Below are 22,088 nucleotides of genomic sequence, written 5' to 3'. Positions count from 1 at the left end.
AGATTTATAATGCCGTACATCGAACATGTATATGCACGTGAAGTGCTAGATTCCCGTGGTAATCCAACAATAGAAGTAGAAATCCAAACAGAGTCCGGTTACTTCGGACGTGCAATCGTACCATCAGGTGCTTCCACAGGTGAACACGAAGCGGTTGAGCTTCGTGACGGAGATAAATCTCGTTACCTGGGTAAAGGGGTACAAAAAGCAGTTGATAATGTAAATGATATCATTGCTGATGCTGTCATTGGTTTGGATGTAACGAACCAAGCTGGCCTAGACCTAACTATGATTGAATTGGATGGTACTGAAAACAAAGGGAACTTGGGAGCTAATGCAATCCTTGGTGTGTCAATGGCTGCTGCCCATGCCGCTGCGGAATTTTCAGGTTTACCATTGTATCGTTACCTTGGAGGCTTCAATGCGAAACAACTTCCAACTCCAATGATGAACATTATTAACGGCGGATCACATGCCGATAACAATGTTGACTTCCAGGAATTCATGATCCTTCCTGTAGGTGCTCCAAGCTTTAAAGAAGCGGTCCGTATGGGTGCTGAAGTATTCCATGCATTGAAATCAGTCCTTTCTGCTAAAGGCTTGAATACGGCAGTTGGCGATGAAGGTGGCTTTGCGCCAAACCTTGGTTCAAACCGTGAAGCGCTGCAAGTCATCATCGAAGCAATTGAAAAAGCAGGCTATAAAGCAGGCGAAGATATCTACCTTGGTATGGACGTAGCATCATCTGAATTCTATAACAAAGAAACAGGCAAATATGACCTTGCAGGCGAAGGTCGCAATGGCGTTACATCCGAAGAAATGGTTGCTTTCTATGAAGAGCTAGTGAATGAATTCCCTATTCTTTCCATCGAAGACGGCTTGGACGAAAATGACTGGGATGGCCACAAACTTCTAACGGAACGCATTGGTTCTAAAGTTCAATTAGTGGGTGACGATTTATTCGTAACGAACACGAAAAAATTGGCTGAAGGAATCGAAAAAGGGATCGGTAACTCCATCCTGATCAAAGTGAACCAAATTGGTACACTGACTGAAACATTTGATGCAATCGAAATGGCTAAACGCGCAGGCTACACTGCAGTCGTTTCCCACCGTTCAGGTGAAACGGAAGATGCAACGATCGCTGATATCGCCGTTGCAACAAACGCTGGACAAATCAAAACCGGTTCCATGTCCCGTACAGACCGTATCGCTAAATACAACCAACTTCTTCGCATCGAAGACCAGCTTGGTGACTTGGCTGTATATGGCGGCTTGAAATCTTTCTATAACTTGAAAAAGTAATTATTTTGAATTCGGCTTCTGACGAGAAGCTTGCGGATTCAGTATCGTAATTTCTTTTCACCTCCTATTCAATGTGGCAATCCACATTCGAATAGGAGGTTTTTTATATTCATGAAGTTGGCGAAAGGGACTGGGAGGGCTGATTAACGTATTTAATCAAACGTTTGATTAATACCAATTCAAAAAAAAAAGTGCCGCATCCGGGCACCTTTTTTTCATTTATCCGATACAGCTTCCACTGGTATGGCATTATAGTATTCTTCTAATGTACTCTTCGTTTCATAGATTTCAGTTGCGGCATCGACACCGACATAGCGGATGTGCCATGGTTCGTATTTATAACCTGTGATGTTTTCCTTGCCTTCAGGGTAGCGGATGATAAATCCGTATTCATGTGCATGTTCAGCAAGCCAGGCGGCTTCATTCGTATCACCGAAGCAGTCTTGGGCGGCACATGCACCATCTTGGGTCGTGACATCAATCGCGAGTCCCGTTTCATGCTCGCTTGTCCCAGGCATTGCACTGTAGGTTTTCGCTTTTTCTTCCCCATCTTTAGCCACATAGTTATTAAAGACCGCGATCTGTCTTTGGTGTGAGCGATAAGCGGAAACTCCGGCAAAGTGCATGTTTTCTTTTTCGGCAGCCTGGAACATTACTTCAAGTGCCTTTCCCGCTTCCTCGCGCATCATTCTTTTTTCAATTTTATCTTGAAAGATGAAATCCACTTTTGGGTAGATAAGGTCTGCAGGTTTGTAATCTTCAGGTAGGCTGTATTGTTTATTGACAAGTACAGGAATGCCTTCCGGATGGGCTAATGTCTGAAGGCCAGCCTGTCCGGGTTTAGCTGTTTCATCAACTTCCACCTGGCGTTGGGCCGATTCTTTTTCATCATTATTCTTGTCAGTTTCTGTCTCCGTCTCCGGGGAGCTCGGTTGTTCTTCTTTTTGCTCTTTTTCATCATTGCTGGTCAGATCGAATGAACAGCCAGCCATCAGAATGAAAGATGATAGAGCAGTTGCTGCAAATATAGGTTTTAACATGTGAAAGGCCCCTTGCTTTTAATATAAGATTTCCAATAAAAATAGTTTTGAAAGATTATCGTGATAAGTAATCCCTTGTTAACTCACTTTGATATTTATCAAGAAATAAGCCAATCCAGACGACCATCAACAAAAAAGGATAATCATTACGGACTGCGGTTTCCACGACGGGATCGGACCAAAAGTGTGAAAGGAAACCGGATGACATCCTGATTGTCTCGAATGTGACAAGGGCATGCAGCGATAACCATAGGATCGTAAGGGTATTGGTTCCAAACCCAATGACAGCTGCTATGATGCTCAGCAAGACGGCTGCCGCCCCTATCAGGAGGACATTGAAGCTTGATTGGAAAAAGTCGATACCGCTATTGGAAAGTCCATTATAAATAATAGCAGTAAAATAAACGGTTGTCGTGATATATGCAGCAAATAATAAGTATCGATTTCCGTGATACTTTGCCAGCAGCAATAAAAGCGGTGATAGGATGATTAATAGGATACTCAAAAGATTGCTTCCGCCTGCCCATAAAGAATAGCCGGCAACTGCCGAGAATAGGATGGTCAGGAGATCAAGAATCCGAAGTATGGACTTAAACATGGTGACACCTCTTTCTCTCTTTATGCAAATTATCTCAAACTTTGTATCAAAAAGAAATAAATGACTATGGGTGTTTAGGAATTCTTTCCATTATAGTATAACAAAGATTGTGGATATTTAGTGGGTGTGGTAAAGTTAAAGTAATTGTTTATTGGTTCTTCAGGAGGTGTCATTGCATGCATGCATTTCTCATAACGCTTTTAGTGATTGTCAGTATCGCCCTCATTGTGACGGTATTGCTTCAATCAGGTAAAAGTGCAGGTTTATCAGGTGCGATTGCCGGCGGTGCCGAGCAGCTATTCGGAAAGCAAAAGGCACGCGGTTTGGACCTTGTTTTACATCGCGCAACGGTAGTATTAGCCATTTTATTCTTTGCTTTAACTTTACTTGTTGCATTCTTTGATGTGTAATGGATCAAAAATGAGTCTAGCTAAATAGCTAGGCTTTTTTCTTTGCACAATAGTTGCATGAATAGATATAGTGATTTTAGTACTTAATTATAGGATAGGGAATTTTTTTGGATTCTATTTACCGATAAAGGAGTTAAAATCATGAAAATCAAACTGCAGCAGCCCTTTACTTTTAAAGGCGGAAAAAGAGCTGTCTTACTTTTACATGGATTTACGGGGAATTCCGCAGATGTGCGGATGCTTGGCCGTTACTTGGAGAAACAGGGATACACCTGCCATGCCCCGCACTATAAAGGACATGGCGTTCCGCCGGAGGAGTTAGTGAAAACGGGTCCTTCAGATTGGTGGAAAGATGTCATGATGGGCTATGATTTTCTTAAAAGTGAGGGCCATGAAGAAATTGCTGTTGCTGGACTCTCATTAGGAGGCGTATTTTCTCTTAAATTAGGTTACACTGTACCTATAAAGGGTATCGTATCAATGTGTGCGCCTATGTATATCAAAAGTGAAGAAATGATGTATAAAGGAGTTTTGGAGTACGCCAGAGAATTTAAGAAGTACGAAGGGAAAACTCAAGAGCAAATTGAGCTTGAAATGGACCTCCTTGCCGATAAACCAATGAATACATTGAAAGCCCTTCAGGAATTGATAACTGATGTACGCGAGCACGTCGATCTTATTTACGCGCCGACATTTGTCGTGCAGGGTCGTCATGATGATGTTATCAATCCAAAAAGTGCCGATATTATTATTGATGCCATTGAATCACCAGTAAAAAAAATCAAGTGGTATGAAGAATCCGGTCACGTCATAACTCTTGATAAAGAACGAAACCAGTTGCATGAAGATGTATTTGAATTTTTAGAAAGTCTGGATTGGTCCGAATAACAAATTTATCATACCCTGAATAGGAGGGTTTTCATGGAAGATAACATTCAAGAACATATTAATAAGCTTCTTACGTACATGACGGATGAAGCATATAAGCCATTAACCGTACAGGAACTTGAAGAGGCTTTGAAAATTGAAGACTCGGCAGATTTCAAGAATTTCGTTAAGGCTCTAGTTAAAATGGAAGAAAAGGGACTGGTGGTCAGAACGAGAAGCAATCGTTACGGCCTGCCGCAAAAAATGAATTTGTTCCGCGGTAAATTAACGGGGCATGCAAAGGGATTCGCTTTTGTGACACCAGAAGATAACCCAGGCATGGATGATATTTTCATTCCGCCGAATGAAACGGGTACAGCGATGCATGGAGATGTCGTCATGGTACGCGTATCTTCGGAAACATCCGGCTCAAGACAAGAAGGCACGGTCATCAGAATACTTGAACGCGGCATTACACAAGTGGTCGGTACATACTCTGAAAGTAAAAGTTTTGGTTTCGTCATCCCAGATGATAAAAAGATCGCAAACGATATCTTCATTCCACAACATGCTTCCCATGGAGCGGTAGAGGGCCATAAGGTTGTCGTCAAGCTGACTTCTTATCCTGAAGGACGCGTAAGTGCTGAAGGCGAAGTCATTGAGATTCTTGGGCATAAGAATGACCCTGGTGTAGATATTCTTTCAGTGATCCATAAGTATGGTTTGCCGATGGAATTCCCGGATGACGTCATGGAGCAAGCCAATGCCGTTTCGGATACCATTCAAGAAAGTGAAATTGGCAGCCGCAGGGATTTGCGGAATGATGTTTTGGTCACGATTGATGGGGCGGATGCAAAGGACCTGGATGATGCCGTCACTGTTTCCAAACTTGAAAATGGCAACTATAAGCTGGGTGTGCATATTGCTGATGTCAGCCATTATGTAACGGAAGGCTCTCCAATCGATAAGGAAGCCTTAGAAAGAGGGACGAGCGTTTATTTGGTGGACAGGGTAATTCCGATGATCCCGCATCGTTTATCGAATGGCATTTGTTCCTTGAACCCGCAAGTGGATCGTTTTACACTCTCTTGTGAAATGGAAATCACGCCAAATGGTGAAGTCGTCAACCATGAAATTTTTGAAAGTGTCATTAAGACGACGGAACGTATGACATATGGCAATGTGAACAAAATCCTTGTGGATAAAGATGAAGAACAACTCGAACGCTATGAAGCTTTGGTTCCGATGTTCCAGGACATGGAGAAGTTAGCGGCCATCCTTCGTAAAAACCGGATGAATCGCGGTGCAATCGACTTTGATTTTAATGAAGCGAAAGTTATCGTTGATGAAGAGGGACATCCGACTGATGTGGTTTTACGTGAAAGGTCGGTTGCGGAAAAGCTGATTGAAGAGTTCATGCTTGCGGCTAACGAAACCGTTGCAGAGCATTTCCACCGACTTGATGTACCGTTCATTTACCGTATCCATGAAGATCCCAAGCCAGAAAAACTGCAGCGTTTCTTTGAATTCATTACGAACTTCGGATATATTGTTCGGGGATCGGCAAATGACGTTCATCCTAAGGCGCTACAGGAAATCATTGAGGCAGTTGCCGGTAAACCGGAAGAAACGGTCATATCCACCGTCATGCTTCGTTCCATGCAACAAGCGAAATATGACCCGGAGAGCCTAGGCCACTTTGGTTTATCAGCTGAGTTTTATACACATTTCACATCACCGATTCGCCGGTACCCGGATTTGATCGTACACAGGTTGATCAGGACCTACTTGGTGGAAGGTAAACTCGATGAAGCCACGAAGGAGAAATGGAATGCCATTTTACCTGAGATTGCCGATCATACATCGAAACGTGAACGTCGCTCAGTCGATGCCGAACGGGAAACGGATGATTTGAAGAAAGCGGAATATATGCTTGATAAAATCGGCGAAGAATATACCGGGATCATTGGTTCCGTTACGAATTTCGGGATGTTCGTCGAGTTGCCGAATACCATTGAAGGTCTTGTCCATGTCAGCTTCATGACGGATGATTATTACCGCTTTGATGAGCGTCAGCTTGCAATGATCGGGGAACGTACCGGTAATGTGTTCCGGATTGGCGATGAGATCGACGTCCGAGTTTCCAACGTCAATAAAGAGGAACGCGCCATCGATTTTGAAATTATCGGCATGAAGGTAAGCCGTCCGCGTCCATCTGGCGAGAAGAAAATATTCAAAGCCAATTCAGGTGAACGTAAACGTAGCCGTGGTGGCAATGGGGGACGTAACGAGGGAAAAGGCGGCGGCCGTAATGGAAATGCGCCTTCTTCCGAGAAAAAATCGAAAAAGAAGAAAAAATTCTTTGAAAATGCGCCGGCTGCCAAGCGCAAGAGAAAACCAAAAAAGAGATAAAGATTGAGGCGGGGGGATGATCATTTCATCCTCTCTCCGCGATTGGATGTAAAAAAGGGGAGAGTTAGATGCCAAAAGGCTCAGGTAAACAACTAGCACAAAATAAAAAAGCTTATCATGATTTCTTTATTGAACAAACATTTGAAGCAGGTATCGTTTTGAAAGGGACGGAAATCAAGGCAATCCGTGCAGCCCGAGTGAATTTGAAGGATGCCTTCGCTAAAATAGAAAATGGTGAAATCTATCTTCATAATATGCATGTAAGTCCTTATGAGCAGGGAAACCAGTTTAACCATGACCCGTTGCGGACACGGAAGCTTCTTTTGCATAAGAAAGAAATCAGTAAACTGATCGGTGAAACAAAGGAAACAGGTTACACCATCGTCCCGTTGAAAATGTATTTAAAGAATGGCTTTGCCAAAGTTTTAATCGGACTTGGAAAAGGGAAGAAACAATATGACAAGCGTGATGACCTGAAGAAGAAGGAAGCGAAGCGTGATATTGAACGTGCTTTCCGTGATCGTCAAAAGATGTAGAACTGCCAAGACCTTACAATTGATTTTTTGAACCAATCTGTTATAATTAAACCTGTACCGATGACAATTGAATATCAGCCAACTTGCTGACTATTCTTCTCTCGTACGCTCCATTTCAATCATGGGGACGTTACGGATTCGACAGGGATAGTTCGAGCTTAAGTTGCGAGTCGAGGGGATCGGCCTCGTTAAAACGTCAACGCCTATAACTGGCAAACAAAACAACAACCTAGCTTTCGCTGCGTAACAACAGTCGTTAGCTGTTCCTCCCTCCATGGCCCACGTGGTAGGGTAAGGGACTCACTCTAAGTGGGATACACCGGAATCCACCGTCTGAGGATGAAGGAAGAGACCAATCAGACTAGCTGCTCTGCCGCCTGTCGATAGGCTAATGAGTTCGCGAAATGCGAATATATCGACTACACTCGTAGAAGCTTAAGTGCCGTTATGTCTGGACGTGGGTTCGACTCCCACCGTCTCCACCAATACATATATTGGTGGTTTTTTATTTGCGTTTTTTTAATCGATTTGTCGAAAAATCGATAAATCGTATAATTCGTAGATATATCATGAGTTTTCGCTGATATATCTCCATTTTCGGAGATATATTCCCGATTTCGCTGATAAATTGTATAATCGCTATCATTTAAAGGAATATTCCCTACTGCTGTAGAATCCTTTGGGAGAAACCAAGATTGGAGCGATGAAATTGATTGTAAAAAGGCGAAAAGTTCCTCTTACTATATGTAAATTACGTGCTTTAACGCGCAGGCTTTCTCCGAATCATCCTAAAATCCCCTTAATCATCAAAGATCTCAAAAAAAGGGAAGCGGGCTATAAAGGGGAATGTTCCATTGATTTTCCATTAAGCTTTCTTCAATCGAAAAGCTATTTCATCTTCCACGATTTAAGGCTGCAGGATCAGTCCCGTTTTTTTCAAATGGATACCTTATTAGTGTCGAAGAAATTCGCCCTTATCATTGAAGTGAAGAATATAGCTGGTTCGATCTATTTTGATCCGCATTTCAATCAGCTCATTCGAACGAAAGATGGAAAAGAGACGGCATTTCCAGATCCCATCGTTCAAGTCAACCGCCAGGAATCACAGTTGAGGAATTGGTTCTTGAAAAATGGCTTTCCCTCACTTCCCATCCTTTCATTTCCCATCCTTTCATTGATTGTCATCAGTAATCCCCAAACAATCATCCGTACGTCTCCTGAAAACCGTAAGCTCCACTACAAAGTCATCCATCCCGATGGGCTTCCCTCAAGAATCAATCTGATGGAGCATTCCATCACAGATTCCATTTTAGGTGAAAAGGATTTGAAGAAAGTAGTTCGTATTTTAAATAAGTATCATATCGAAGCGGCCTCTTCCATTCTGGAACGATACAACCTTACCGAAGAGGACCTAATAAAAGGAGTGATATGTGAAAATTGTAAGGGGTTTCCGTTAATTAGAAGGCATGGCACCTGGTTTTGCAATCAATGCCAGCTATCCAATAAGGATGCACATATTCAGGCTTTTCGAGATTATTTTCATCTATTAGGATCGACTATAACGAATCGGCAGTTGAGGGATTTTTTAAACATTTCCTCTGCATCCAGTACAACGAGAATCTTGCAATCATTGAAATTGACAAGCAAAGGTGCGAATAAAGGGAGGGTGTTCAGCCTGAATTTTGATGAGTGATTTCTGAGTGATCTTGCCTTAATTATTAAAAAAGGAATAGTTTCTATACCATTCCTTAATAGTAAAAATCATTTCTCTATATTCACATCAACATTTTGGAAATCCCCCAAAATAATATCTATTACTGGAAAAACCCCATCAGCTTGATAAGCTAATAAGATTTTTTTTACTGAGGCAAGATGTAATTCTTCAATCTCCATATTTTTTATATCTGCCATTTTTTTTCTCATTTCTTCCTTTGTGGGGTGATTTTTTGTGCCGTAAACCCACATGAAAAATCTATCTAACTCATTAACCTCTTGCTCTGTAAAGCCATGTGATAATAACTCATAATACCTAGATAGCATCATTACAATCCATACTCTGGCAGTATTAACTATTATTAAGAGCTTCTTTTACTACCTATGCGCTGGTTGGATTCAATAGGAGTAATAGATCCATGGACATTATTCCATCGATCTTAATTGCTGCCAGAGTCCATCCTTTTGTTTTAGACAATATCGTCCTACATGATAGAAAAAGACTCAAAAGAAGCATGAACTTCTCTTAAGTCTTTTTTCTGATACTATTCTTTTAATTCCTTGCCCATTCCCTTTAGGAAGTGGACGCCAAAGCCGATTGCCCGGTTTATGTCTGGATCATTTAACGTTTTCATTAAATCCAAAACGCCGATTTTTTTATCGGCCTGAAGGAATTTGTTTCCTTCATCGATTCCTGCCAGTGCACTGTTAAGCAGTTTCGTGGATTGTGCGGCATCGGCATTCATCAAGGCTCCTGTTGCCCCCATAAGGGTATTGATCAGGTTTGTTACAGGTTGTCTAGTGACTTGGTGAAGTGCGATTTTGGCAATTTGTTCTTTTCCTTGAAGCATGGAGGTCGCAGCTTCGAATACTCCGGAGTCATTCAGTTCATTGACAATTTTAAACATATTGTTTAATGCATCTTCATTGTTGGTGATCAGCGTTTTCAGTTCTTCTAGTTTTTGAAGTTTTATTTCTTCCTCAGTAATGGGATTATGGATTTCCGTAATGGGAGCTGCCATGATCTTCACCCTCCTCGTTTATTTATCCGTTAAGTGAACATACCCTGGACGAGCCCACTTAAGTTCAACCTCGACACCGTTTTGAGGATGACGTTTTTTATTCCGTGGGTTGGTACCCGGTAATGGGATATCTCCGCTTGCACTTAATACTTCCATGCGGACCATCGTCTGTTTGTAAGCGGGCGTGCTTGTGCGTTGATCATAGATGGGACCAGTCAGGAAGTTAATGGCTGAGTCTTTATCAACTGAGTTCATCGGTAAAAATAGCTCATTATTTTTTACACGGTCTGTGATCAGGACTTTTAATTTAACGGCACCGAATGGCGACACTAAGCGAACGAGTCCGCCATCACTGACTTTACGTTCTTTAGCAAGTTCTGGTGAAACCTCAACGAAAATATCAGGTACTTTCGATTGGATGCCATTGGATTTGTTCGTCATATTTCCTTCATGGAAATGCTCGAGCATGCGTCCATTATTGATATGAAGGTCATATTCTTCTGGAAATTTATGCGGTTCCACCCAGTCAGCCAGTGCAAAGCGTGCTTTCTTATCAGGGAAATTGAAGCCATCCACATAAAGAAGCGGCGTGTTTGATCCATCATGGCTTCCCCATAGGAAGCTGTTCCATCCTTCCAGCACCTCGTAATTGGCTTGGCTGAATATTGGTGACAGGCTTGCCATTTCATCATAGATTTCACTGGGGTGGGTGTAGTCCCAATTCGCACCTAAGCGGTTGGCGATCTCTTGAGTGATCTCCCAGTCCGCTTTAGAATCTCCCAAAGTTGGAAGGGCTTTATATAAACGCTGTACACGGCGCTCCGTATTGGTGAACGTTCCGTCTTTTTCAAGAGATGGAGCTCCGGGTAATACCACGTCAGCATATTGGGCTGTCCTTGAAAGGAAAATATCCTGGACAACAAAGAAATCCAATCCGGATAACACTTTATCGACATGGTTTGCATCCGCATCAACGAGTGCCATATCTTCGCCTACAAGATACATGGCTTTCATGTCGCCTTTATCAATCGCTTCGAGCATTTCGATATTGTTCATGCCTGGTTTGCTGTCGATTTTAACCCCATAAGTTTTTTCGAATTTAGCGCGTGCCGCATCATCGGTAACATGCTGATATCCTGGAAGCCATGTTGGAAGGGTGCCCATATCGCAAGCGCCCTGTACATTGTTGTGGCCGCGAAGCGGATAAGCTCCCGCTCCTGGGCGACGGTAGTTACCTGTAGCTAAAAGCAGGTTGGAAATTGCAGCCGACGTATCGGAAGCACCAGTGTTTTGTGTTACGCCCATTCCCCAGAGAATGCATGTACCATCTGCATCGCGAATGCTTTCAGCTATTTGGGTCAATGTTTTTTTTGAAATACCTGTGTTCAGTTCTGCATATTCCAGGGTATATTTCTCAAGTACTTCTTTATAATCATCGAAGAAGTTAACATTTTCATTGATGAATTCTTGATCATGCCAGCCTTGATCGATCATATATTTTGTAACGGCCATCAGCCAAACTTGGTCTGTTCCTTGTTTTGGACTGATATGGATGTCAGAACGCTCGGCCATTTCATTTTTACGAATGTCCGCAACGATCAGTTTCTGTCCGTGAAGCTTTTGGGCCCGTTTAACGCGAGTCGCCAGAACCGGATGTCCTTCTGCGGGGTTAGCCCCAACGATGATGACGAGACCTGCGGCGGCGATATCTTTAATCGTACCAGCATCTCCACCCATGCCGACTGTACGGAACAATCCGTCTGTTGCCGGGGATTGGCAATAACGAGAGCAATTGTCGACGTTATTCGTTTCGAACATTTGCCGTGCGAGTTTTTGAATTACATAGTTTTCTTCATTCGTGATCTTGGATGAGGAAATGAAGCCTACTGAATTTCCGCCGTATTGCTGTTTGATCGAACCGAGTCTGGATGCAACCAAATCAAGTGCTTCATCCCAGCTTGATTCAACGAATCTTCCATTTTTACGAATCAGGGGCTTGGTCAAACGTTTTTCCGAGTTTACGAAGTCCCAACCGAATTTCCCTTTAACACAAGTGGAAATCGCATTAACGGGGCCTTCATGAGTAGGTTCGACTTTAAGGATTTTACGGCCTTTGGTCCAGACTTCGAATGTACATCCTACCCCACAGAACGTACAGACCGTTTTTGTCTTCTTCGTCCGTGTTTCACGCATAGCCGCTTCAATTTCCGAAATGGCAAAAATCCCGCTGTATCCAGGTTCCACTTCTTTAACAAGGTCAATCATTGGTTCAAGCATATCGTTTTTCAAACCTGACATGAAACCAGCCTCACCAAGCATCGATTTTTCCATTAAAGCATTACAAGGACAAATGGTTACACACTGTCCGCAGCCTACACAAGATGAGTTATTGATTTCCGTTCCTTCATCCCAGATTACCCGAGGGCGTTCTGCTTCCCAGTCGATGGACAGAGTCTCATTGACCTGAAGGTTTTGGCAGACTTCAACACACTGCCCGCATGCGATGCATTGATTGGCATCATAGCGGTAAAATGGATGGGACATATCGACGGCACCCAATTCCACTTTCGGTGTGTAAGGATATTTTTGGTGCTCAATTTCCATTAATTCTGCTGTGTTATGCAGTTTACAATTTCCGTTATTATTATCACATACAGTACAGTATAAAGAATGATTTTCCAGGATACGGTCCATGGCTTCGGTTTGGACTTCTTTTGCCTTGTTTGAGTCCAAGGCAATATCCATGCCGTTCATTGCCGTTGTCGAACATGATCGGACGAGTTTCCCGTTAACCTCGACGATGCATGTGTCGCATGTTTGGATCGGATCCACTTCAGGTACATAACAAATCTGTGGATGGGCTATCTCGTTTTGATTGATGACTTCCAGTATTGTCGCACCGTTTTTAGCGGTATAATCCATCCCATTGATTTTGATGGTGATGTTTGAATCGCTCATTATATATCCCCCTTTTATAGCCAAAAACACGCAAAAAACCACCATGATCACACCTCCGGCTCTGAACGGAAGTGTAGGTCATGGTGGAATAGTTTAATAGCAATGCTTGCCAATATACCAATCCATACCATAATGGATAATTTTAAAAAAGATGGGGACACAACAGTACACTATTATACTCCCAACTTTCCTCTTTGATATTATAACTTTAATTTTAAGGAGAAACAATCCTTGATGGAGGTTATCATTCCCAAATGCCTTTCGTTTTTCTTCGCGTTGTTTTATGATAAAACAATTGAGAACTTAATTTCCTTGAATTGGAGTGACGTAAGGGTGTCAAAAGTTATCCATGAATTTAATGATATGATTCGTAAGCTGCGCAAGGAACTCTTCGGTAAAGGACCAGACCGCATACACACGGTTTTCGTCGATAATATGGCCGTTACTACACTATATGGGAATTTGACTCCTACGGAAATGTTCATATCAAGATCAGAGGAAGGAAGGGACATGGTCCATTCAGCACGAACCAAAATGATACAGGATGTGTATTCAGAGAGTCCTCCTGATGGAATGGAAGAACTGGTTGGAGCAAAACTGGTCCATTTGTTTTCAGACATCAAAATCAAAGAGAACATAGCGATTTCCGTATTTGTATTTGATAAGAATATTGCTGACAAACTCAACGGGCATTGACCATGTTCCTTACATATTGGTCAATTGGCTCCTGGATATTAAAAGGAGTGGGAACATGAAAGCGATTGAAATGAAGAGGGGCATCATCCGGATAACCAAAGGTAACATGGAGCGAACGGAAGATACGGTCGTAACGGAGTTTCCCGTTACTGTGAAAATAAATGGCCAGGAATTTGTCACGATGGTTTGTACACCTGAATACATCGAAGATATGGTGATTGGTTATTTGGCTTCGGAAGGCATCATCAAAAAATATGAAGAGATAAAAGAAATCTGGGTCCAGGAAAAAGAAGGCTTTGTCCATGTGAAGACTGATAAAGTGAACCCTTACTACCAGGACTTTCAAAATAAGCGGTATATCACATCTTGCTGCGGGATGAGCAGACAGGGATTCGTCTTTGTGAATGATGCGTTGACTGCCAAGAAAATGGATCATGTTTCGGTAAAATTGACTCCTGATGACTGCTTCCGCTTGATGAAGGATTTACAAAATTCTGCTGTCACCTTCCAGAATACAGGCGGAGTTCACAATGCCGCATTATGTGATGTCGATGGCCTCGTATTAAGCAGGATGGACATTGGAAGGCATAACGCCTTGGACAAAATATACGGCCATTGCTTGAAAAATGGTATTTCGATAGAAGGGAAAGCCATCGTGTTCAGCGGCCGGATTTCATCGGAAATTCTTTTGAAAGTGGCGAAGATCGGCTGTGAACTGATACTCTCGAAATCCGCTCCAACCGAATTGGCTTTGGAGTTGGCTGAAGGATTGGGGATCACCACGGTCGGGTTCATTCGTAATGATTCACTGAATATCTATACCTGCCCTGAAAGAATTCAATTGAATGACTGATCATCCTTTGCTGAAAGATGCAGCTCCTAAGGCGGGTTGGGGAATGCGCTTTAAGGGAAAGTCCTTGCCGGCATGGCTTGGGCTTTTTTGTCTTTGTAAAAGGATATATCCATCAGGCCTTTTATGGCATGTAATACTGGAATACATAAAATAAAACAAAAGTGTTACAAAATATAAGTCTTAGGATATTTTATAACACTGTCTACAATATTTATTTTGTTAAGTATTAAGTAAGAGCATTACCTTACTATAAAATATTATGAAATATACCATGTATTAAATTCGAATAAATATCTAAATTGTAAAGTAGGAAATAAAAAAGCATTATATGTGTAGAAAGGGTAAGGAGGCTGAGTGGTATTTGGTTGAAATATATTACCATTAGGAATCCAAACTAGGTAGGTTGTAAAGGGTCCTGTAATAGATTGGCCTACAATAATAATTGACCATTTATCTGTATAATTATAAAGTACAAGAGGATTTGGTAAAGTACGGAAATCTTGATAATAACCAGGATTCCCTCCTTGGTTTTGGTACTCATTTACCACTCTTTGCATCTCACTTTTATTATTGTTTAAATAGTCAACATAATCGATTTGTTGTTGTGTTGGCTGAGGCAGTGGGTGCTGTCGAAATTCCGTAAATTCATTATCCATATTTAACTCCCCTTTGTTTTTATTCCATTTTTAATACGTATGATTTTGTTTGAAATTATTGCCTGTCCTCACAGTAAATCTAAAAATAATTTTCACATAGATTTTAACTTTGATAAATTTCTAGATTGAAATAACCAGCATCAGGTATTTGACCAAGTGTAGCTAAGTAATTTAGCTTTAAATTCATGTTATTTCATTTATTTGGCAAAGTTTGATGGTTATTTTAAAGAAATTTTATTTGTATCACGTAAATCTGGAACACATTGTGTTTAATAATTCTATCATTTGATTATTCTGAAGTATCACAAAAGTAAGTTGTTAATTAGAATTATATGGTATTATTTACATAGAATATAACTTAATTCATTTATACTACCATTTGTAATAATAAGGGTTTTAAAGCAGCCTGTAGGAGGATATAAATATGGAAAAAAGTCCAAGGAGAGAGCCATATCTTTATATTTTTGAAGAACATTTGGGTGATGGTGGCTTTGGTGATGTATATAAAGGCAATCACATATTTGATGAGAATGAATTAATAGCAATAAAAGTTCTGAAACCGGAGCAACTAAATCAAGAAGCTATTGATAGATTCAATAGAGAAATAAGAATACATTCCAAGTTAAAACATAAAAATATAGTTTCAATCATTGACTTTTCATTAGATGACAGTATCGTTGGGGATAAAGAAAAAGGAGTAGCGTACTATACAATGCCCCTAGGTAAATCTAATTTTAGAGCTTTTATGAATGAATACAGACAAAATAACGTTGGGAAAATGGATGATGAAACAGCGGTATTTTATTTTAACCAGATATTGGACGGAATAGAATATGCTCATGAGAGGGAAATAATTCATCGTGATTTAAAACCGGAAAATATTTTGGTATACAATGAAGATGGACATGATATTCTTAAAATTTCAGATTTTGGACTCGGTAAATTTTTAAATGGAAAAACCAATTTAACTAGGACTCAGGTTGGACTTGGCTCTGACGTTTATGCGGCACCAGAACAATATGCAGATTCACGAGAAGTGGATGAAAGGGCAGACATTTTCTCTCTAGGAAAGATTCTGTATGAATTAATTTCATATGATTTACCTGTTACAATTGATCTTGATAAAATAAACAATTCAAAACTAAAATTTATTGTAAGGAAAGCTACTTATAGCAATAAGGATAAAAGATTTAGATCCATTCAAGAAATGAAAGATCGAATTAATATGATAATGGGGTTAAACGACTCTTTAAAAACTTCTACAAGTCAATTTAGTATAATTTATGAAAAATATAATAACTCATTAGAGCATATATATTTAAAAGAGATAGCCGATTTATTGAATAAATATCATAATGATTATATTCTTTATACAGAAAATTTTATGAATATGGATGAGTATGACTTTGCAATGTTGCTTACTTTTTATGAAGAAGAATTTTTTGAAGTTGTTGAAAATTATTTGTCATTAATACAAGGAGATCACGAATTTAATTTTACAGACAAAATTGCAAATTTTGTTTTTTATGATTTAATAAAACAAATAGAGGGTAATTTGGATTTGTACGAAAAGGCTATTGAGAGTGTTTTAATATTAGCACATAGACATAACCGATTTTATATTGCAAGAATCTTTGGAGAAGAAATTTCTAAAGTAACAAATAATAATCATATAATGATTATTGGTGAAGTAATATCCAATAATACTCGTGCTAGTCGTTGGGCGAAACAATATTTTTCAGACCATCAGTTTTGTGACTTTATAAGGTTTAATTTAGAAGAAGTATGAAAGCTCAGTTTAGTTTAACTCATTTTTATATGGAAAACTATTTTAAGAAAATCATATTTTCAAACCGATAAATATTTTAAATGTGACTCATCATTTATTAGGTGGGTCTTTTTGATTTTTATGTAAATTTTTTCTTGGTTTTTATATACTTAACATAATCTATTAATAGATAAGGAGATTCAGTAAATGAGTAAAGAATTAATTGCAGCTTTAATTGGAGGTTCTTTTGCATTATTAGGCATAACTATCAATCAAGTATTAGAACATATAAGGTGGAAAGAAAATCTAAAAAGAAAAGGAGAAGATGCATACTTAGAAAAAAAATTGGAAAGCTTGCATGATACTATAGTAAAACTTGAAGAACTTACATTAAAATTAAGCGATTTAAGATTTTCAATTGAATTATATAATTCTTATGATGAAGAAGAATTATTAGAAAGTCTAGAATCATCAAGACAGTTTTTTAACCAAACAGTAAATATGGTAGCTCCTTACATACCCGCAAATAGATATAAATTAATAGGAGAAGTAAGAAGACACTTTAAAGCTATGAATAATCATTACATAGGACATAACGATATAGATACCATACTAGACAATTTAAAAGAATTATTAATTTTGACTGAAAAAGTAAACATAATATTAAAAGATGAGATTACAAAATATGAGCAACATTTTAAGCAAACCAATTGGAAATTTATTGTTGTATCATTTCTATTTCTAATTAATTTAATATATACATTCTTTTATTTATTTCGTTCTTAAAAAACTCACTATTTATTAGTGAGCTTTTTTTATACTTTTTTCAAGTTTGGTTTACGTTTTTAAATGAACTACCTACAATGTGAATGTATTTCAAAAAAACAAAAAAATAAATGGAGCGTGATTGAAGATGGCAAGAAAAACGAAAGCAATGTTGGAGCAAGAGGTATTAGTATTAGAAAGTAAAGTAAAAGAATTAGATGATGAAATTCGTAAGCTGAATATTGATAAAGATTATTGGTTTATTAAATCTGAAGGTTATCGTATTCAAACCCCTGGCCTCTTTGTTAGTACAGCTACAATTTTAAAATTTGAAGATATGGAGAGGAATATAACAAATATTATTGAAGGTGAAAAAAGATATGAAATGGAACAAAAATTAAATGACTATTATTATGGTATAAGTTACTTACATCACTCGGTTTAAATAGCGAGTCTAATCTCTAAATATATCGATCATTATATTTTTAATGTGGACTCACTAATAGTGGGTCTTTTATTTATTGTTCTTTTTTTAAAAAAGTATTACTTTTTTGGTTTACAAAATGAATACTAGTCGACATATATATTGAAGGTATTACTAGTTTTTTATAAACGGAGGATATAAAATGAATGATTTTCCAGTGTTCTCAATTGATGTTGCTAATTGGCTTATGGCAAAAGGATTTAAGATGAAAAGAGTAAAGCCGAACGCCAAAACACCGGGTTATCTAATGTTCTACTTTGAACATAATAAGTCTATTGAAACTGCGGTTTTGGCTTTAAAAAAAGAATCATATAAATAATAATATTTTACAAAGGGGATTTACAAATTATGTTACTTACAAAAAAACAATTAAAGGATATGGAGTTTAACAAGTTCTATGCAATTTATCGTGAGCCAGGTGCAGGTAAAACTTATACAGCAAGGAATTTAATCTTGCCATACTGCAAGGAACAAGGTTGGAAGGTTTTATTCTTAACACATAGAAATACTTTGAAGGCTCAGATAAAGTACGATTTAGAGGATTTTATAAAAGAAAATCCAGATACAATTACAGTAATGAACTATCAAGCGATTGAAAGTCTTGTTAGAAAACTAGATGTAGAAGCAGTAAAAAAATATCTTAACTATCAATTTATTATTTGTGATGAAGCTCATTACTTTGTTTCAGATGCTTGGAATAAACAAAGTCATTTGTCTATTTCATTTTTACGTTATAGCAGCGCTATAAAACTTTTTTTAACAGGTACTCCAAAACCATTAGAAAATCTGAATAAAATGTTAGATATTGGTATTTTTGATACACCAAACAGGGCCATTCATAACTTGGACGAGCTTTTATTCTTCAAGAACATTGAAACTTTTGACAAACATTTTGATTCTTTATTGAAAAGTAAAAATAATAAAGCATTATTTTTTTACGGGAATGGTAACCATGCTTGGAACGATGTTGAAAACAAATATAAAAATAGTGCTTTTATTTGCTCTGAAACTCATGAATTAGGGGAACACAGAAATAAGGAGGAATTAAATCATATAGTAGAAAATACGAAATTTAACTCTAAAGTTCTTTGTACCACTTCCACTCTTGAAGCAGGAATAAATATTGAGGATGATAATGTGAAGTTAGTTGCATCAATAAGACCGTACAGCGTTCATGGAATTGTCCAACAGTTCGCTCGTATTCGTAATAGTAAAATTATTGGAGCAGTTGTGGAGCCGCATTACCAAGCTATTACAAGTTGGAAAGCAGACGCAGAAAAAGAATTAGAGCTCATTAATCATATTAAAAATAGTTGTGGTGTTTCTGAATATATGAAAATAAACAGGTTGAATTTTAACTCAGAAAATTGCCCAGCTTGGATAACTGCGAAGATCGATTTTAATGAAGCTTTCGTAACTTTCTCTTTTGAAATTAATGAGCTTTATATTATGAAGTTAAAAGATACAATTTGGCAGTGTGAATTCATTATAGAACATGGTTATCTAAAACTATTAAGCCAGTATTACAAAGGTGTAAAAGTTGTTGATGTGGACAAGCAATTAACAAACACAAAATTAATAGAATATTTAGAATGTTTATCTGGTGTGAAAATGTTTGATGAGGAGCAAAAACATTTCATTGTTACTTTAATGGAAGACTATAAATTTAGGTCAAAAGATAAAAGAAAAAAGTTAGGTCTTAAACGTATTAATGATATTTTGAATGACAAAGACATCCGATTTAAAATTGAAAATCCACGGACTAGGATTAATGGAAAACAAACACGTTACTGGAGTGTGACAAAAAACAACACCGTTGTATATATACAACCATGTGCTAATTTGTCACAGAATGAAACGGCAATGGAAAATAGCAAAAAAGAAAATTTATTAGTTAAAGAGGAAACAAAAAATAAAATGCCATTTAAAGAATTAATTAAAGCTCATGAATTTATGAAAGTCCAAGAAGTTACAGAAAGTAATGAGGAAGAGGATGAAGAAGTGGAATTACAAATTGTTAAAGATCCATTTACTGGACGATTGGAAGTGTTCAATGAAAAAACACAACAGTGGGAAAAATATGTTGAAGCTGAATGGGCTAATGGTGTAAAGGTTGAACCCAAAATTTATATTGTTCCAAATTCACCACTATTAAAAAGAAGTAGTAAAAGCTCGGCGTTAGAAGCAATGTTGGGTTCAGTTATCTAAAATTATCTAAAAATAGTATTGTTATTTGGGTTTACAAATCGCCTTCTAGTACACATATATTTTGTAAAGGTATTACCTTTAAAAATATAAACTGGGGGTAAGAATATTATGAATGAAAAAGTTATAACTGAAAAACAAAAAGAGGTAGCTTTAAAAAAGCAAATAATTTTTGAACTTAAAAGTGCAGGTTATACTCATGAGCAAACTTGGGTTCAATTAAATGAAAAACTTAAGGTACTTGGTATTAAATCCGTTTCTGTATCTTATGTTTACAAATACTGGAATATGATGAAGAATCAAATTTAATCAGGCACTATCATAATCCGATAGTGCTATTTTATTTTCATGAAGCAAAGGAGAGAGTGTGTAGTGAAACATCTTTATTATAGAGAAGCATTAAGAAATTTAATTATGATTTTATCTTTATGTTTATGGTGGTATTAAATATTTTACACTTACCACTATCCACGAATGTTCAAGATTTGGAAAAGAAGAATTGAATTTAACTTTATGTAATTCTACGGTTCATTATAAATTCAGTGATAAAAATAAGTCATTGTCATCAATATACCAAGGAAGAGATGAATTTAAATGGGAGCAGACTAAATTGTGCTGCTCTTTTTGTTTTGGTTAAAGAAAAGGAAAAGGATAAGAAAATGGAGAAATTGAACTTTAAATACTTAAAAGGGACAGAAAATAGAATTGCAGAGATTGAAGATATTATTACTGATAAACATTTTACCGATAAATTTTACAGTGCAAATGAAATGAAGGCTAATAAGGATTCTAGAACCACTAAAGAGATTTATCAGTATTTAAAGCAATCAGCTACTTATATTCTTCAAGCCGAGAATATTACAACAAAGAAAACTGAGTATAATATTTTAGATGAAAAAAGATTAAAAGATGTTGAATTAAATGAACAAGCATTACCAAGCTATTCATATGATAATGAAGAAACAAGTGCAGAAGGCGAACTTACAAGTGCGCTGATAAATAATGAACGTCTTCTTAAATATGAAGATACAGTTTATCAGTTGCTAAAAGGCGATTATGAGTTAATAAATGAAGGAGCAGCAATAGAAGATATGTGGTTCTATCAAACGTTACCAAATGAGGGTGCTAGAAGGCCCGTAGAGGACTGTTTTAATTTAATTAAATATTATTTATCGGAAATGAAAAATACACGTTCTGTAAAAGGAATCAAGGTGACTAGACGCAAAATTAAGGAATTGTTGTTTGGTGATATTTCCTCAATTGTTCGTTCATATACAAAACTTGAGCCATTTCAAAAAAGAAGTGGTGTAAAGGCAAATAAAAACCAAGTATTAGAATTTTCGGAGGATATTGCAACAAATAAACACCATCAAATTTTTAAATTACTTGTTACTGATAAAGGCTCAATAACTAATCCAACTGAAATAATTATGATCGTTGACGTTGAACAAGCTATTGAAAAAGGTATAAAGAATGGAGATTTAAATAATGGTGATATCCAAATAATTGAGTTATTGAAGAACTATTATCATGGGGATCTGATTGCTTGTTTAAAGGCTGACAACAACTATAAAACCAATCGCAGACGCTTTGAAAAAATGGTAAATAAACTAGAAAAATTAATTTAAAACTGTCCACGATTAGGATATTATTCTCCAATATATTATGTAACGATATTACGGAAATAATATTATTACGTTTTCAATTAGTGCTTTTAATTCTTCATTAACGGTTAACTCCTTTTCCGTTACTACTTTGTGCTCCATTAAACTATTCAGAGTTTGATGGAGCATTATTTTT

At 37.8% G+C, this 22,088-nt stretch carries 21 protein-coding genes and 1 other RNA gene; 16 read left to right on the top strand and 6 right to left on the bottom strand.

The window, feature by feature from the left end:
• Window positions 1-9: 9 nt before the first annotated feature.
• Window positions 10-1,305 (top strand): phosphopyruvate hydratase, encoded by a 1,296-nt coding sequence (eno, locus tag QUF78_RS25860; RefSeq protein WP_144478107.1) that lies wholly within the window; start codon window positions 10-12, stop codon window positions 1,303-1,305.
• Window positions 1,306-1,520: 215 nt separating this feature from the next.
• Here eno and QUF78_RS25855 read toward each other — a convergent pair whose 3' ends face one another.
• Together QUF78_RS25855 and QUF78_RS25850 are read right to left on the bottom strand one after the other, a co-directional pair.
• A complete protein-coding gene (locus QUF78_RS25855; protein ID WP_289326940.1) occupies window positions 1,521-2,345 on the bottom strand; it encodes a M15 family metallopeptidase in 825 nt (274 codons plus the stop codon).
• A 55-nt stretch (window positions 2,346-2,400) separates the two neighbouring features.
• Window positions 2,401-2,943: a hypothetical protein gene (locus tag QUF78_RS25850; protein WP_289326939.1), complete on the bottom strand. Its 543-nt coding sequence runs from the start codon at window positions 2,941-2,943 to the stop codon at window positions 2,401-2,403.
• A 176-nt stretch (window positions 2,944-3,119) separates the two neighbouring features.
• On the opposite strand from QUF78_RS25850, the gene secG reads away from it, so the two are divergent.
• From secG to QUF78_RS25820, 6 genes are all read left to right on the top strand, one after another.
• The gene (gene secG / locus QUF78_RS25845; RefSeq protein ID WP_061465545.1) at window positions 3,120-3,353 is read left to right on the top strand and encodes a preprotein translocase subunit SecG; all 234 of its coding nucleotides are present in this window, start codon (window positions 3,120-3,122) and stop codon (window positions 3,351-3,353) included.
• 141 nt (window positions 3,354-3,494) lie between these two features.
• Window positions 3,495-4,241 carry an alpha/beta hydrolase gene (locus tag QUF78_RS25840; RefSeq protein WP_289326938.1) on the top strand — a complete coding sequence of 249 codons (747 nt, stop codon included), beginning with the start codon at window positions 3,495-3,497 and terminating at the stop codon, window positions 4,239-4,241.
• A 33-nt stretch (window positions 4,242-4,274) separates the two neighbouring features.
• Window positions 4,275-6,632, top strand: a complete 2,358-nt coding sequence (gene rnr, locus QUF78_RS25835) for a ribonuclease R (RefSeq protein WP_289326937.1) — start codon at window positions 4,275-4,277, stop codon at window positions 6,630-6,632.
• Between the two features lie 68 nt (window positions 6,633-6,700).
• Window positions 6,701-7,168 carry an SsrA-binding protein SmpB gene (smpB, locus tag QUF78_RS25830; RefSeq protein ID WP_057912049.1) on the top strand — a complete coding sequence of 156 codons (468 nt, stop codon included), beginning with the start codon at window positions 6,701-6,703 and terminating at the stop codon, window positions 7,166-7,168.
• A 123-nt stretch (window positions 7,169-7,291) separates the two neighbouring features.
• Window positions 7,292-7,653: a transfer-messenger RNA gene (gene ssrA / locus QUF78_RS25825) on the top strand.
• 194 nt (window positions 7,654-7,847) lie between these two features.
• On the top strand, window positions 7,848-8,861 hold the full coding sequence (locus QUF78_RS25820) for a nuclease-related domain-containing protein (RefSeq protein WP_289326936.1): 1,014 nt from the start codon (window positions 7,848-7,850) through the stop codon (window positions 8,859-8,861).
• A 68-nt stretch (window positions 8,862-8,929) separates the two neighbouring features.
• Here the strand turns inward: QUF78_RS25820 and QUF78_RS25815 are convergent, their stop codons facing one another.
• The 3 genes from QUF78_RS25815 to fdhF form a co-directional block, all read right to left on the bottom strand.
• Window positions 8,930-9,208 carry a hypothetical protein gene (locus QUF78_RS25815; protein ID WP_289326935.1) on the bottom strand — a complete coding sequence of 93 codons (279 nt, stop codon included), beginning with the start codon at window positions 9,206-9,208 and terminating at the stop codon, window positions 8,930-8,932.
• A 218-nt stretch (window positions 9,209-9,426) separates the two neighbouring features.
• Window positions 9,427-9,903 (bottom strand): helical membrane plugin domain-containing protein, encoded by a 477-nt coding sequence (locus tag QUF78_RS25810; RefSeq protein WP_289326934.1) that lies wholly within the window; start codon window positions 9,901-9,903, stop codon window positions 9,427-9,429.
• Window positions 9,904-9,921: 18 nt separating this feature from the next.
• Window positions 9,922-12,861 carry a formate dehydrogenase subunit alpha gene (gene fdhF, locus QUF78_RS25805; protein WP_289326933.1) on the bottom strand — a complete coding sequence of 980 codons (2,940 nt, stop codon included), beginning with the start codon at window positions 12,859-12,861 and terminating at the stop codon, window positions 9,922-9,924.
• A gap of 333 nt (window positions 12,862-13,194) precedes the next feature.
• Here fdhF and QUF78_RS25800 point away from each other — a divergent pair, with 333 nt between their 5' ends.
• The gene (locus QUF78_RS25800; RefSeq protein ID WP_289326932.1) at window positions 13,195-13,557 is read left to right on the top strand and encodes a Na-translocating system protein MpsC family protein; all 363 of its coding nucleotides are present in this window, start codon (window positions 13,195-13,197) and stop codon (window positions 13,555-13,557) included.
• A 55-nt stretch (window positions 13,558-13,612) separates the two neighbouring features.
• Window positions 13,613-14,410: a formate dehydrogenase accessory sulfurtransferase FdhD gene (fdhD, locus tag QUF78_RS25795; protein ID WP_289326931.1), complete on the top strand. Its 798-nt coding sequence runs from the start codon at window positions 13,613-13,615 to the stop codon at window positions 14,408-14,410.
• A 257-nt stretch (window positions 14,411-14,667) separates the two neighbouring features.
• Here fdhD and QUF78_RS25790 read toward each other — a convergent pair whose 3' ends face one another.
• Window positions 14,668-15,066, bottom strand: coding sequence for a hypothetical protein (locus QUF78_RS25790; protein ID WP_289326930.1), 399 nt, complete (start codon window positions 15,064-15,066; stop codon window positions 14,668-14,670).
• Window positions 15,067-15,490: 424 nt separating this feature from the next.
• Here QUF78_RS25790 and QUF78_RS25785 point away from each other — a divergent pair, with 424 nt between their 5' ends.
• The 7 genes from QUF78_RS25785 (at window position 15,491) to QUF78_RS25755 (ending at window position 21,916) form a co-directional block, all read left to right on the top strand.
• Window positions 15,491-16,855: a serine/threonine-protein kinase gene (locus tag QUF78_RS25785; RefSeq protein WP_289326929.1), complete on the top strand. Its 1,365-nt coding sequence runs from the start codon at window positions 15,491-15,493 to the stop codon at window positions 16,853-16,855.
• A 186-nt stretch (window positions 16,856-17,041) separates the two neighbouring features.
• Window positions 17,042-17,620 carry a hypothetical protein gene (locus QUF78_RS25780; protein ID WP_289326928.1) on the top strand — a complete coding sequence of 193 codons (579 nt, stop codon included), beginning with the start codon at window positions 17,042-17,044 and terminating at the stop codon, window positions 17,618-17,620.
• Between the two features lie 127 nt (window positions 17,621-17,747).
• A complete protein-coding gene (locus tag QUF78_RS25775) occupies window positions 17,748-18,044 on the top strand; it encodes a hypothetical protein (protein ID WP_289326927.1) in 297 nt (98 codons plus the stop codon).
• A gap of 181 nt (window positions 18,045-18,225) precedes the next feature.
• Window positions 18,226-18,402, top strand: coding sequence for a DUF5659 domain-containing protein (locus QUF78_RS25770; protein ID WP_289326926.1), 177 nt, complete (start codon window positions 18,226-18,228; stop codon window positions 18,400-18,402).
• 29 nt (window positions 18,403-18,431) lie between these two features.
• Window positions 18,432-20,291, top strand: a complete 1,860-nt coding sequence (locus QUF78_RS25765) for a DEAD/DEAH box helicase family protein (protein ID WP_289326925.1) — start codon at window positions 18,432-18,434, stop codon at window positions 20,289-20,291.
• 108 nt (window positions 20,292-20,399) lie between these two features.
• The gene (locus QUF78_RS25760; protein ID WP_289326924.1) at window positions 20,400-20,597 is read left to right on the top strand and encodes a peptide ABC transporter substrate-binding protein; all 198 of its coding nucleotides are present in this window, start codon (window positions 20,400-20,402) and stop codon (window positions 20,595-20,597) included.
• Between the two features lie 275 nt (window positions 20,598-20,872).
• Window positions 20,873-21,916, top strand: a complete 1,044-nt coding sequence (locus tag QUF78_RS25755) for a short-chain dehydrogenase (RefSeq protein ID WP_289326923.1) — start codon at window positions 20,873-20,875, stop codon at window positions 21,914-21,916.
• The last annotated feature ends 172 nt before the right edge of the window (window positions 21,917-22,088 follow it).

This window comes from Peribacillus sp. ACCC06369, assembly GCF_030348945.1.
Taxonomy (GTDB): domain Bacteria; phylum Bacillota; class Bacilli; order Bacillales; family DSM-1321; genus Peribacillus.
This window is presented reverse-complemented; position numbering and strand designations above follow the sequence as displayed.